Source organism: Embleya sp. L77 (assembly GCF_055557415.1).
The window spans coordinates 555,947-567,894 of sequence record NZ_CM145710.1; the positions used below are offsets into that span (position 1 = coordinate 555,947).

Below are 11,948 nucleotides of genomic sequence, written 5' to 3' on the forward strand. Positions count from 1 at the left end.
GTGCTTTCCCCCGCGTTGGAGTGCTCATGAGCCTTGCCTTCGAACGCGTCGCGGCCCAACCCGTTCCCGATCACGCACAGCAGCACATGGTGCGCATGCGCGACGGCGTACGACTGGCCACCGACGTGTACCGCGCCGGATCGGCCCCCGCGCCGACCGTGCTCGTGCGCCTGCCGTACGACAAGAACAGCCGCTACGTCTTCTTCGAGAACGTCGCCGAACGCTTCACCGCCCGCGGCTATGTCATGGTCGTCCAGGACGTCCGCGGCAAGTTCCGTTCCCAGGGCCACACCCTCGGCTGGACCGGGGAGGTCGACGACGGCTACGACACGCTCGACTGGATCACCCGCCAACCCTGGTCCGACGGCATCGTCGGCATGTTCGGCGACTCCTACTACGGGTTCACCCAGTGGTCCGCCGTCTCCAGCCAACACCCCGCGCTGCGCGCCATCGTCCCGCGGGTCACCTCCACGAACATCGTCCCCGGCACGGCCGCCTACGCCGCCGCCCGGCAGCCGGTGTGGCTCGAAGGCGCCGACTACCAGGCGCACATCTGGATCGACAACGACACCTACGACTTCGAACCCGACCTGAGCAAACGACCCCTGATCGCCGCCTACGAGGAAGCCTTCGCCGCGATCGGCAAACGCTCGGCGGGCTTCGACCTCATCGTCGGCGACATCGAACTGCCCGCCTACAACGGGCCCCACCCCTACGACGCGCGCCCCGTCCCGGTGCTGCACTGCGTCGGCTGGTTCGACAACCTCGGCATCGCGCACATGCACGACTACACCGAACTGGCCAAGCGCCCCGGCTGGGCCGCCGTGCAGTACCTCGACGCCGACGCGATCGACCACGAGAACTACTTCCTGGAGAACGCCCCGGTCACCCCGGCGACCGACCACATGACCGACGACGACGCCCTGACCAGGCTGCTCGACGCGTACACCGGACCGGCCCTCGACTTCTTCGACGTCTTCCTCAAGGGCATCGCCCACCCCGACACGCTGCCCCGCGTGCGCTGGAAGCTCGGCCACGCCGGCTCGCGCGTCGCGAGCACCTGGCCGCCGCCCGAGGCCGTCGCCCGCGACTGGTACCTCGGCGCGCCGCACGCCGCGACCGGCCCGCTCCCGGGCGGCACGCTGGGCGAACTCCCGGCATCGGAGCCGGAATCGGTGACCTGGCGGTACGACCCCGACCACCTCGTACCGTCCGCGGTCGCCAACACCTTCATGCTGCTGCACGACCACCCGGACGAAAGCGCCACCGCCGACCGCGACGACGTGCTGGTCTTCACCGGCCCCGCGGCCGCCGGCCCGCTCGACCTGGCCGGCCCGGTGCACGCCGTCCTGCACACCGAGAGCACCACCCCCACCCACGACCTGTTCGTCCGGCTCCTGGACCTCGCCCCCGACGGCACCGCCCGGCTCGTGCTGCGCGGCTGCGCCCAGGTGGATGCCCCCGGCGCGCACGAGATCGAACTCGGCCACACCGGCTACCGGTTGCGCCCCGGGCACTGCCTCGCCCTCATGGTCGCCGGCAGCGACTTCCCCAACCACCTGCCCAACTCCGGCACCACCGAGAACCCGTGGCTGACCACCGCGCCCAAGGCCGGCGTCCAGACACTGCGCACCGGGCCCGCGTACCCGTCCCGGCTGCGCCTGACCGTGCTGCCGCCGGCCCCCGGCGCCGACCCGGACGGCGAGTGAGCGCCATGTCGCCGTCCTTCGTCGCCGGCCGCATCGCCACGCTCGCCGTCACCGTCGTGATCGCCGGCCTGGGCATCCACGGCGCCCTCATGCTCGCCCCGGGCGACCCGGCGACCCTGCTCGTCGGCGGCGCCCGCAAGCCCGATCCGGCGGTCCTCGCCCAAATCCACCGCGACTACCACCTCGACGACCCGTTCCTGCAAGGCTGGTGGCACTGGTTCTCCGGTTGCCTGCACGGCGACTTCGGCAAGTCGCTCGTCTACCGCGACAGCGTCGGCCACCTGATCGGCTCCCGCGCGGGCGACACGTTCGCGCTCGTCGGGTACTCCGCCGTCCTGGTCATCGTGCTCGGCACCGCCGCCGGGACCCTGGCCGCGCTGCGCGGCGGGCGTACCGAGGCGCTGGTCACCACGGCGACCGCGAGCGCCATGGCGGTACCGACGTTCATCATGGCGGTGCTGCTGATCTGGGTGTTCGCCGTGCAACTGCCCTGGTTCCCGGTCTACGGCGCCGGCAGCGGCTTCACCGGGACCCTGGCGCACCTGACCCTGCCCGCCATCGCCCTCGCCGTCTCGTGGATCGGCTACGTCGCCCAGGTCACCCGCGCGGCCGTACGCGCCGAACTGCGCGCCGAGCACGTCGAGACCGCACGCAGCCGCGGTGTGCCCGAGTCCGTCGTCATCCGCCGACACGTGCTGCGCAACGCGTCCGGGCCGGTCTTCGCCGTCTCCGGCGTCGGGGTCGCGGGCCTGATCGCCACCACCGCGGTGGCCGAACAGGCTTTCGGTATCGGCGGATTGGGGGCGCTGATGATCGACGCCGCGGCCAAGCAGGACCTCGCGGTCGTCCAGGCCGTGTCGCTGCTGTTCGTCGTCGTCTTCGTGGTCGTCAACACCCTCGTCGATCTGGTCGGCGCGGCCCTGGACCCGCGATCCGCGCAGGAGGGAAGCCGATGAGCAGCACCGCGGCCGGCCGCACGGCCGGCTCCCATCCCGCGCCCCGGGCCGAGCCGGAGAACCCGCTCGCCGCACGCACCCGGCCCGGCGACCGCATCACCTCGGCTGCGGCCTGCGTGGTCGGTGCCTTCGTCCTGCTCGCCCTGATCGGACCCTTCATCGCGCCGCACGACCCCAACGCCGTCGACCCGTTCGACGTCAACGCGCAACCGTCCGGCGCCCACCTGCTCGGCACCGACGACACCGGCCGGGACATCCTGTCCCGGATCATCTGCGGGGCCCGCGCCGGCCTGGTCGCACCGGCACTCGTGGTGGCCTTCTCGACCGCGGTCGGAGTCCTGCTCGCGCTGTCCGCGGCCTGGTTCGGCGGGTGGGTCGACCGGATCGTCTCCGGACTCCTGGATGTGGTCTTCGGCTTCCCCGGGCTGATCCTCGCGGTGCTCGCCGCGGCGGTCTTCGGCGCCGGGCTCGTCGCCCCGGTCGCCGCGCTCTCCATCGCCTACCTGCCGCTGGTCACCCGGGTGGTGCGCTCCGCGGCGCTGAAGGAACGCCCACTGCCGTACGTCTCCGCCCTACAACTCCTGGGCGCCCCCACCCGCCGGATCTGGCTCCGCCACCTGCTGCCCAACCTGGCCCCGCTCGTCCTGGTCCAGGCCACCATCGGCTTCGGCTACGCACTCCTGGACGTCGCCGCGATCTCCTTCATCGGCCTCGGCGCCCAACCGCCCGACCCGGAATGGGGTCTCATGGTGTCCAACGGCGCCTCCGGCATCCTGGCCGGCCACCCCCAGCAGTCGCTGTTCACCGGACTGGTCGTGCTGGTCGTCGTGGTCGCCGTCAACCTGCTGGGATCGGGGCTCTCCCGGCGCCTGCTGGGAGAGAACGGATGACCCCGACGACGAAGCCACCGGCCGCGCCGCTGCTGGAGATCGGTGCGCTGCGCCTCGACCTCCCCATCGACGGCATCCCCAGGACCGTCGTGCACCGGGCCGACGTCACCGTGGCGGAGGGCGAAGCGATCGCCCTGGTCGGCGAATCGGGATCCGGGAAATCGCTCACGGCGCGTTCGGTGTTGCGCCTCCTGCCACCCGGCGCGCAGGTGCACGGCACACTGCGCTTCGCCGGCGAGTCGGTCCCGGACATGACCCGCACCCGGCTGCGCGCCTATCGGGCAAGCGAGGTCGCGATGGTGTTCCAGGACCCGCGCGCCCACATCAATCCGGCCCGCGGCGTCGGCGACTTCCTCATCGAGGGCCTCACCACCGCATGCGGGATGCCCGCGTCCGACGCCCGGCGCAAGGTCGCGGGCATCCTGCGCGAAGTCGGCATCACCGACGCGGAGCGCCGCATGCGGCAACGCCCGTGGGAGCTGTCCGGCGGACTCCTCCAACGGGTGATGATCGCCGCCGCCCTGGCTGCCGAACCCCGACTGCTGCTGGCCGACGAACCGACCACCGCGCTGGACGTCACCACCCAGGAGGAGGTGATGGCGATCATCGCCGAGGCCCGCGCGGCCCGCGGCCTGGCCATGCTGTTCATCACCCACGACCTCGAACTCGCGGCGGCCGTATGCGACCGCGTCGTCGTCATGTACGCCGGATCGACCGTCGAACAGGTGCCCGCCGCGGCGCTCCACGAGGACACCGCACACCCGTACACCCGGGCCCTGCTCGCCTCCCGACCCGCCGTCGGCGGCCCGAGGGCCGAACTGCGCGCGATCAGCGGACGGCCGCTGTCCGGATTCGAAGTGCCGCCCGGATGTGCCTTCGCCCCACGATGTCCGCGGGCCGAGCAGCGGTGTCGCACCGAACACCCCGAGCCGCGCCCCGCCGGCCCCGGCACGGTGGCGTGCCACTTCCCGCACCCCACCGCACCCGAGGAGGCCGCCCGCCATGCTTGAGGTCACCGACCTGCGCAAGGTCTACGGCGGTTTCGTCGCCGTCGACGACGTCGGCTTCGCCCTGGGCGCGGGCGAATCGCTCGCGGTGGTGGGGGAATCGGGATCCGGCAAGACCACCACCGCGCGCATGATCGCCGGACTGGAGCCGCCGAGCGGCGGACGCATCGTGGTGGCGGGAGCGGAGCGCCGGCCCGGGCGCAGGGGCGGCGCGGACCGCCGGACACGGGCGGGGCAGATCCAGATGGTCTTCCAGGACCCGTATTCGTCGCTGGACCGGCGCCAGTCGGTCGCGGACGCGGTGGCCGAGGCCGTCGCGCTGCATCGCCCGCTCAAGGGCGGGGCGCTGCGCGCCCGGGTCGCGGAACTCCTGGACATGGTCGGCGTGGACGATCGCCAGGCCCGCTCGCTGCCCAGGGAACTGTCCGGCGGCCAGCGCCAGCGGGTGGCGATCGCCCGCGCGCTGGCGGCAGAGCCACGCGTGCTGATCCTGGACGAGGCGGTCGCCGCACTCGACGTGTCGATCCAGGCGCAGATCCTCAACTTGCTGGCCCGCATCCGCGAAAGCACGGGCACCGCGCTGCTGTTCATCACCCACGACCTCGGTGCGGTCCCCTACGTCAGCGACGAGGTGTTGGTGATGCGCGCCGGGCGGGTCGTCGAGCACGGTCCGGTCGAGCGGGTGCTCGGCGCGCCGGAGGACGCCTACACCCGCCGTCTGATCGACTCGATCCCCAAACCCGGGTGGGTACCGCGCCGACGCGGGCCCGACGCGGCGTGACACCGCAGGACCACGCCGGGCACACTCCGCCCCCTGGATTTTCCGACCCCTTCGTTCCCTTCCCTTCTCACCGAGGACCGTCGATGACCTTAACCCCCGCCCTCGAATTCGCCTTCGAGATCCGCGCCCACGTCGCCGAGACACTGCACATCGGCCACGGCGACGGCGAGACCACCGAGTTCACCCCGATCGTCGGCGGCACGGTCGCCGGACCCTGGTTCAACGGCACCGTGTTGCCCGGTGGCGGCGACTGGAGCAACACGCGCGGCGAAGTCTGCGAACTGGAGGCCCGCTACCTGATCCGCGCCGACGACGGCGCGGTCGTCGACATCGTCAACCGCGGCTACTACCACCCCGCTCCGGACGGCCCCGACCAGTACGACGGCGACCTCCGGGTCACCGAGAAGGGCCACTACTACCGCACGTCGCCGATCTTCCGCACCGACGCCCCGGCCCACCGCCGCCTCGCCGAGACCGTCTTCGTCGGGCTGGCCCGGCCGGACGGCGAGGACGTCGTGGTGATCAGGATGTACGCGCTGGCTTAGGGCCTGTCCGGCGGATCCGGGCGGGCATCCGGCCGGGGCCCACACCGAACACCGCGCACACCGAGGCCCCGAAAGGCAGCGGCCGGAGCCGACCGCCTTTCGGGGCCTCGGTGTTCGTGCACGTCGGTACGACGCGGACCGCTCAGTCGGTTCCGGACTCCATGGCCGCGTGGTCGAGGGCGTCGGATGCCTCCGCGACCGCCTCGGCGTCCTCGCTGCCCGAGGCGATGGCCGTCGCGCCGCCCGGGGTCAGCTCGCCGATGAGCCGGCTCCACGGGTTGAGCGCGCCGTGCGCGGCGTACTGTTCGAGCTTGTTCCGCGAATCGGCGATGTCCAGGTTGCGCATGGTGAGTTGCCCGATCCGGTCGTCCGGGACGAACGGCTGGTCGACGCTGCGCTCCATGGACAACTTTTCCGGGTGGTAGCTGAGGTTCGGGCCCTGCGTGTCGAGCACCGAGTAGTCCTGTCCGCGCCGCAGCCGCACCGTGACGCTGCCGGTGATCGGGTAGCCGATCCACCGTTGCAGGCCGTCTCGGAGCATGAGCGCCTGCGGGTCGAACCAACGGCCCTCGTAGAGCAGTCGCCCGAGCCGACGCCCCTCGACGTGGTACATGGAGATGGTGTCCTCGTTGTGGATGGCGTTGAGCAGCCGCTCGTAGCACACGTGCAGCAGCGCCATGCCGGGAGCCTCGTACACACCGCGGCTCTTGGCCTCGATGATGCGGTTCTCGATCTGGTCCGACATCCCGAGCCCGTGACGGCCGCCGATGGCATTGGCCTCGCGCACCAGTTCCGTCGCGTCGGCGAACCCGCGTCCGTTGATGCGCACCGGGCGACCGTGCTCGAATTCGACGGTGACGTCCTCGGTCGCGATCTCCACCTCGGGGTCCCAGTAGGCGACACCCATGATCGGGTTCACCATTTCGAGCGAGGTGTCCAGGTATTCGAGACGCTTGGCCTCGTGCGTGGCTCCCCAGATGTTCGCGTCGGTGGAGTACGCCTTCTCGGCGGAGTCGCGATAGGGCAGGCCGCGTTCCGCCAGCCAGGTGGACATCTCCTGCCGGCCGCCGAGCTCCGCCACGAACTCCCCGTCGAGCCAGGGCTTGTAGATCCGCAACTCGGGGTTGGCGAGCAGACCGTAACGGTAGAACCGCTCGATGTCGTTGCCCTTGTACGTGGACCCGTCGCCCCAGATGGAGACGGCGTCCTCGTGCATGGCCCGCACCAGGAGCGTGCCCACCACGGCACGCCCGAGCGGGGTGGTGTTGAAGTAGGCCTGCGCACCCGAGCGGATGTGGAAGGCGCCGCAGGCCAGCGCGGCAAGGCCCTCCTCGACCAGCGCGGCCCGGCAGTCCACGAGCCGCGCCTGCTCCGCGCCGTAGGCAAGGCCACGCTGCGGCACGTCGCCCAGATCCGGCTCGTCGTACTGACCGATGTCGGCCGTGTACGCGTACGGGATCGCGCCGCGTTCCCGCATCCACGCCACCGCGACCGAGGTGTCCAACCCGCCGGAGAAGGCGATACCGATCCGTTCGCCGACCGGCAGCTTGTTCAAGACCTTCGACATGTGTGCACCCCAAGCGGCCCGATCGCGCGTGGCCCCGAATCGTAACGAGTGAGCCCGGGAGAACCCGAGACCGACAGCATGGCATACATTTACGCTTCCCAGCAAAACTATGCACTCGATCGGGAAGGCCACCTCCCGTCGCCGCCCCCGGCGGGCTCCGCCGAGCGGGGCCCGGGCGGACCCGACCCTCCCCCGCCCACGCGACACGGCCCTGCCCGGCTGCGCCGCGGCGCAGCCGGGCAGGGCCGCGGGCGGGCCTACTTCGCCGGGTCGACCGCGAAGGTGCGGGCCAGGTCGTCGAGGACCATGTCCGCGCCCTGGAGCGAGACCGAGGTCATCCAGTGCTCGTCCTTGACCTCGTACACGTGTCCGGCCTGAACGGCCTTCAGGCGCTGCCACAGCGGGTTGGCCAGGAACTTGTTCTTGCGCTCCTCACCGCCGGAGAAGGAGGTCATGAAGATGTAGTCGGCGTCGGCCTGCCCGATCTGCTCCTCGCTGACCTCGATGTTGAACTTCTCGGCGTCGCGCTGGTTTTCCGGACGGGTCAGGCCCATGTCGCTCAGGATGATGCCGCTGAACGTCTTGCCCAGGTAGATGCGCGTCGGGCCGTCCACGAAGCGCACGATGGACACCGTGGGCTTGTTCGCCTTCGCGTTGATCGCGTCGCCGATCCTCTTCGCGCGCGTCTCGTACGCGGCCAGCTTGGTCTTGGCCTTGTCGTCCTCGCCGAGCGCCTGGCCGACGAGCTTGACGTTCTCCTTCCAGATCGGACCGGTGGTCTTGACGAAGACGGTCGGCGCGATCTTGGACAACTGCGCGTAGAGCTGGTCGTGTCGCACGGTCGCGGAGATGATCAGGTCGGGCTTGAGCAGCGCGATCTGTTCCAGGTTGGGGCTGTCGAGCGGGCCGACCTCCTTGGTGTTCTTGACCGCGTCGCCGAGGTAGGGCGGGAAGCCCTTCTGGTCGCGGTAGGAACCGATGCCGCCGACCAGCGGAACGTCGAGCGCGGCGACCGCCTCGACGAGGCTGTTGTCGAGCGCCACCACGCGCTTGGGCTTCTCCTTGATCGTGGTGGTGCCCTTGTCGTGCGTGATGGTGCGCGGGAACGACGCGGTGGAGGCCGCTGCGCCGGAGGACGCCGCCGCGGGCTTGTCCGTAGCCGCAGCCTTGTCGTCGGAGTCCTCGCCGCACGCGGTGAGTCCCGCCGTCAGCGCGATGGCGAGTGCGACGAGGCCGAGACGGGCGTTTCGTCTACGGCGTCCGAGCGTGAGCATGAATCCTCCACGAATGACAGGAACGACAGGGACAACAGGACCGACCGGGCCAGGCGATCCGGCAAGGGACATCCGGGCAGGCGGCAGCGCGAAGCCACCTTCGGCCGGGGAAGTGGAGATGAGGTTAGCCTTGCCTTTCCGGGCAGATGCGACGGGGTCGCGTTTTCCGGATTTTAGGCGTGCCTTACCTTACGTTCGTGCACTCGAACACCGATCTCGTCGCCCCGCGCGCGGCACCCGAACGACCACCGGCGCCGGACCGCCACGGCACCGGTCGCCGCGTCACCGTGGCAACGACCCTGCTCGCGGCCCTGGCCGTCGTCGTCTTCGCGTCGCTCGCCATCGGCACCAAGAACGTCCCGCTCACGGACGTCTTCCACGCGCTGGGCGGCAGCCGCGAGGGCGACGCGATCATCGTCCGGGACCTGCGCGTCCCCCGCACGTTCCTGGGCCTGTTGGTGGGCATCGCGCTCGGCGTCGCGGGCGCGGTCGCGCAGGACATCACCCGCAACCCGCTCGGCGACCCCGGCCTGATCGGGGTCAGCGCGGGCGCGGCGTGCGCGGTGGCGGCGAGCATCGGCCTGCTCGGACTGACCAGCCCCTACCAATACGTGTGGTTCGCCTTCCTCGGCGCCGCACTCGCGGGCCTGCTCGCCTACCTCGTCGGCGGCACCGGGTACGGCGGCGCCACCCCCGCCAAGCTCGCCCTCGCCGGCGCCGCGGTGACCGCACTGCTGGACGCGTTCACCAACGCGCTCGTCCTCCTGGACGTCCGCACCCTCGACCAGTACCGCTTCTGGGCCGTCGGCTCGCTGGCCGGACGCGACACCGATCTCGGCGTGCGCCTCCTGCCGTTCGTGGCCGTCGGGCTGATCCTGGCCCTCGCCCTGTGCGGCCGACTCAACGCCCTCGCCCTGGGCGACGACCTCGCCTCCACCCTGGGCATCAAGGTCGGCACCACCCGCGCCCTCGGCGCCCTCGCGGTCATCCTGCTCGCCGGCGCCGCGGTCGCCGCCGCCGGCCCGATCACCTTCGTCGGCCTGGTCGTTCCCCACCTGGTACGGGCCTTCACCGGCCCGGACGCCCGCTGGCTCGTGCCCTGTTCCGGCCTCGCCGGCGCCACCCTCACCATCGGCGCCGACGTCGTCGGCCGACTGGTGGCGCGCCCCGGCGAACTGGAGGTCGGCGTGGTCACCGCGATCCTCGGCGCGCCCTTCCTGATCGCGCTGGTCAAGCGCGGCAAGCTCAAGGAGCACGCCCGATGAGAGTCGAACTGGGCCCCTTCGGCATGTCCGTGCGCCCCCGCGTCGCGATCGTCACCACCGCACTGCTCGCATCCATCGCGTGCGGCCTGGTCGCGTCGGTGTCCATCGGTACGTTTTCCATCCCGATCCGCGACGTCGTCGACTCGCTGCTGGGCATCGGCTCCGGCGACGCCGACCTGATCGTGCGCGAATTGCGGCTGCCGCGCGCCCTCACCGCGCTGCTCGTCGGCCTCGCATTCGGCCTGTCCGGCGCGATCTTCCAGGCCGTCACCCGCAATCCGCTGGCCGGACCCGACCTGATCGGCATCTCCGCCGGCGCGAGCGCCGGCGCCGTCTGCGCGATCCTGATCGGCGGCGTCACCTCGGCGGGCGCCGCGTCCTTCGGCGCCGTCCCCTTCGGCGCCCTCGCCGGGTCGATGCTCACCGCCGCCTTCATCTACCTGATGGCCTATCGCGGCGGCACCATCACCGGCTACCGATTCGTGCTGGTCGGCCTCGCGATGCACGGCGTACTGATGGCCCTGACCCGCTGGATGCTCGCCCGGGCCGACATCGACCAGGCCTCCCGGGCCATGGTGTGGCTCACCGGCAGCCTGAACGGGCGCGACTACGCGCACGTGCGCTGGGTCGGCATCGCGCTGGTGATCCTCGTGCCCCTCGCGCTCGCCCTGGCCCGCCCCTACCAACTCCTCCAGTTCGACGACGACACCGCGCTCAGCCTGGGCATGCCGCTGCGCCGCGCCCGCATCGCCCTGCTCGTGGTGGCCACGTGCCTGGCGTCGGTGGCCGCCGCCTCGGCCGGACCGGTCGCGTTCATCGCGCTCGGCGCACCCCAGATCGCCCGCCGACTCACCGGCACCGCCGGCATCCCGCTGATCGCGAGCGGCCTGGTCGGCGCCGCGACACTGCTCGCCGCCGACCTGGTCGCCCGACTCGCCTTCTCGCCGACCGAACTGCCGGTGGGCATCGTCACCGGCGCGGTCGGCGCCCCATACCTGATGTGGCTGCTCGCCCGGACCAACCGGGCCGGAAAGGGTTGACGTGACCACCACCGCACCGGACCCGGCCGGATTGTCCGGCCACGGTCTTCGGCTGGGCTACGGCGACCGCGTCGTGGCCGAAGACCTCGACCTGCACATCCCCGCGGGCAAGGTCACCGCGCTCGTCGGCCCCAACGCGTGCGGCAAGTCCACCGCGCTGCGCGCGCTGGCCCGCCTGCTCAAGCCGGCAGCCGGCGTCGTACACCTGGACGGCAGCGACATCGCCGACCTGCCCGGACGCGAACTCGCCCTGCGCCTGGCCCTGTTGCCCCAGACGCCGACCGCTCCCGACGGCATCGGCGTGCGCGATCTGGTCGCCCGCGGCCGCACCCCGCACCAGCGCTGGTGGCGGCAATGGTCCTCGGCCGACGACGCCGTGGTCGATCGTGCCCTGGCGGTCACCGGCACCACCGCCCTCGGCGACCGCTCCATCGACGAACTCTCCGGTGGCCAGCGGCAACGGGTATGGATCGCGATGGCGCTCGCCCAGGACACGAACGTGCTCCTGCTCGACGAGCCCACGACCTATCTCGACCTCGCCTACCAGGTCGACGTCCTCGAACTCGTCGCCGACCTCAACCGCACCGACGGACGCACCGTCGTGATGGTCCTGCACGAACTCAACCACGCGTGCCGCTACGCCGACCATCTCGTCGCGATGCGCGCCGGCCGAGTCGTCGCCGCAGGACCTCCCGCCGACGTCGTCACCCCCGAGCTGGTCCACGAGGTCTTCGACTTGCGCACATCGGTCATCCCGTGCCCGGTCTCGGGCGTCCCGCTGGTGATCCCACTGGGCGGCCGACGCGAGACCACCGAACCACCCGGCAAGGCTTGACCCGCACCCGCACCCGCACCCGCACCAGGACGGGAGGGCCCGGGCGCCCACCACCCCGGCCCCGGCCCGGCGGCGCCCT

Annotated in this window: 11 protein-coding genes; 9 read left to right on the plus strand and 2 right to left on the minus strand. The window is 71.6% G+C overall.

Annotation, left to right across the window (positions count from 1 at the left end; translation table 11 throughout):
* Positions 1-26 precede the first annotated feature (26 nt).
* From ACZOOI_RS32470 to ACZOOI_RS32495, 6 genes are all read left to right on the plus strand, one after another.
* Positions 27-1,709, plus strand: coding sequence for a CocE/NonD family hydrolase (locus tag ACZOOI_RS32470; RefSeq protein WP_465283132.1), 1,683 nt, complete (start codon positions 27-29; stop codon positions 1,707-1,709).
* A 5-nt stretch (positions 1,710-1,714) separates the two neighbouring features.
* Positions 1,715-2,665, plus strand: a complete 951-nt coding sequence (locus ACZOOI_RS32475) for an ABC transporter permease (RefSeq protein ID WP_465283133.1) — start codon at positions 1,715-1,717, stop codon at positions 2,663-2,665.
* Positions 2,662-3,555: an ABC transporter permease gene (locus ACZOOI_RS32480; protein ID WP_465283134.1), complete on the plus strand. Its 894-nt coding sequence runs from the start codon at positions 2,662-2,664 to the stop codon at positions 3,553-3,555. The genes ACZOOI_RS32475 and ACZOOI_RS32480 overlap by 4 nt, the downstream gene beginning before the upstream one ends.
* Positions 3,552-4,565 (plus strand): ABC transporter ATP-binding protein, encoded by a 1,014-nt coding sequence (locus tag ACZOOI_RS32485; RefSeq protein ID WP_465283135.1) that lies wholly within the window; start codon positions 3,552-3,554, stop codon positions 4,563-4,565. Before ACZOOI_RS32480 ends, ACZOOI_RS32485 begins: the two co-directional genes overlap by 4 nt.
* A complete protein-coding gene (locus ACZOOI_RS32490) occupies positions 4,558-5,343 on the plus strand; it encodes an ABC transporter ATP-binding protein (protein WP_465283136.1) in 786 nt (261 codons plus the stop codon). Before ACZOOI_RS32485 ends, ACZOOI_RS32490 begins: the two co-directional genes overlap by 8 nt.
* 83 nt (positions 5,344-5,426) lie before the next feature.
* Positions 5,427-5,888 (plus strand): DUF3237 domain-containing protein, encoded by a 462-nt coding sequence (locus tag ACZOOI_RS32495; RefSeq protein WP_465283137.1) that lies wholly within the window; start codon positions 5,427-5,429, stop codon positions 5,886-5,888.
* Positions 5,889-6,030: 142 nt separating this feature from the next.
* Here the strand turns inward: ACZOOI_RS32495 and argG are convergent, their stop codons facing one another.
* On the minus strand, positions 6,031-7,455 hold the full coding sequence (gene argG / locus ACZOOI_RS32500; RefSeq protein WP_465283138.1) for an argininosuccinate synthase: 1,425 nt from the start codon (positions 7,453-7,455) through the stop codon (positions 6,031-6,033).
* Between the two features lie 257 nt (positions 7,456-7,712).
* Positions 7,713-8,729, minus strand: coding sequence for an ABC transporter substrate-binding protein (locus ACZOOI_RS32505; RefSeq protein WP_465283139.1), 1,017 nt, complete (start codon positions 8,727-8,729; stop codon positions 7,713-7,715).
* 197 nt (positions 8,730-8,926) lie between these two features.
* Between ACZOOI_RS32505 and ACZOOI_RS32510 the strand changes: the two genes are divergently transcribed.
* Genes ACZOOI_RS32510 through ACZOOI_RS32520 form a run of 3 tightly spaced genes read left to right on the plus strand, consistent with a single transcriptional unit; the run spans position 8,927 to position 11,869 of the window.
* A complete protein-coding gene (locus ACZOOI_RS32510; protein ID WP_391583310.1) occupies positions 8,927-9,994 on the plus strand; it encodes a FecCD family ABC transporter permease in 1,068 nt (355 codons plus the stop codon).
* Positions 9,991-11,034 (plus strand): FecCD family ABC transporter permease, encoded by a 1,044-nt coding sequence (locus ACZOOI_RS32515; RefSeq protein WP_465283140.1) that lies wholly within the window; start codon positions 9,991-9,993, stop codon positions 11,032-11,034. Before ACZOOI_RS32510 ends, ACZOOI_RS32515 begins: the two co-directional genes overlap by 4 nt.
* Before the next feature lies 1 nt (position 11,035).
* Entirely contained in the window at positions 11,036-11,869 is an 834-nt protein-coding gene (locus tag ACZOOI_RS32520; RefSeq protein ID WP_465283141.1) for an ABC transporter ATP-binding protein, read from the plus strand.
* Positions 11,870-11,948: the final 79 nt, after the last annotated feature.

Excerpts from the sequence above, each read along its gene's own strand:
- ACZOOI_RS32470 (WP_465283132.1), top strand. The coding sequence starts at position 27 with ATGAGCCTTGCCTTCGAACGCGTCGCGGCCCAACCCGTTCCCGATCAC.
- ACZOOI_RS32475 (WP_465283133.1), top strand. The coding sequence starts at position 1,715 with ATGTCGCCGTCCTTCGTCGCCGGCCGCATCGCCACGCTCGCCGTCACC.
- ACZOOI_RS32480 (WP_465283134.1), top strand. The coding sequence starts at position 2,662 with ATGAGCAGCACCGCGGCCGGCCGCACGGCCGGCTCCCATCCCGCGCCC.
- ACZOOI_RS32485 (WP_465283135.1), top strand. The coding sequence starts at position 3,552 with ATGACCCCGACGACGAAGCCACCGGCCGCGCCGCTGCTGGAGATCGGT.
- ACZOOI_RS32490 (WP_465283136.1), top strand. The coding sequence starts at position 4,558 with ATGCTTGAGGTCACCGACCTGCGCAAGGTCTACGGCGGTTTCGTCGCC.
- ACZOOI_RS32495 (WP_465283137.1), top strand. The coding sequence starts at position 5,427 with ATGACCTTAACCCCCGCCCTCGAATTCGCCTTCGAGATCCGCGCCCAC.
- argG (WP_465283138.1), bottom strand. The coding sequence starts at position 7,455 with ATGTCGAAGGTCTTGAACAAGCTGCCGGTCGGCGAACGGATCGGTATC.
- ACZOOI_RS32505 (WP_465283139.1), bottom strand. The coding sequence starts at position 8,729 with ATGCTCACGCTCGGACGCCGTAGACGAAACGCCCGTCTCGGCCTCGTC.
- ACZOOI_RS32515 (WP_465283140.1), top strand. The coding sequence starts at position 9,991 with ATGAGAGTCGAACTGGGCCCCTTCGGCATGTCCGTGCGCCCCCGCGTC.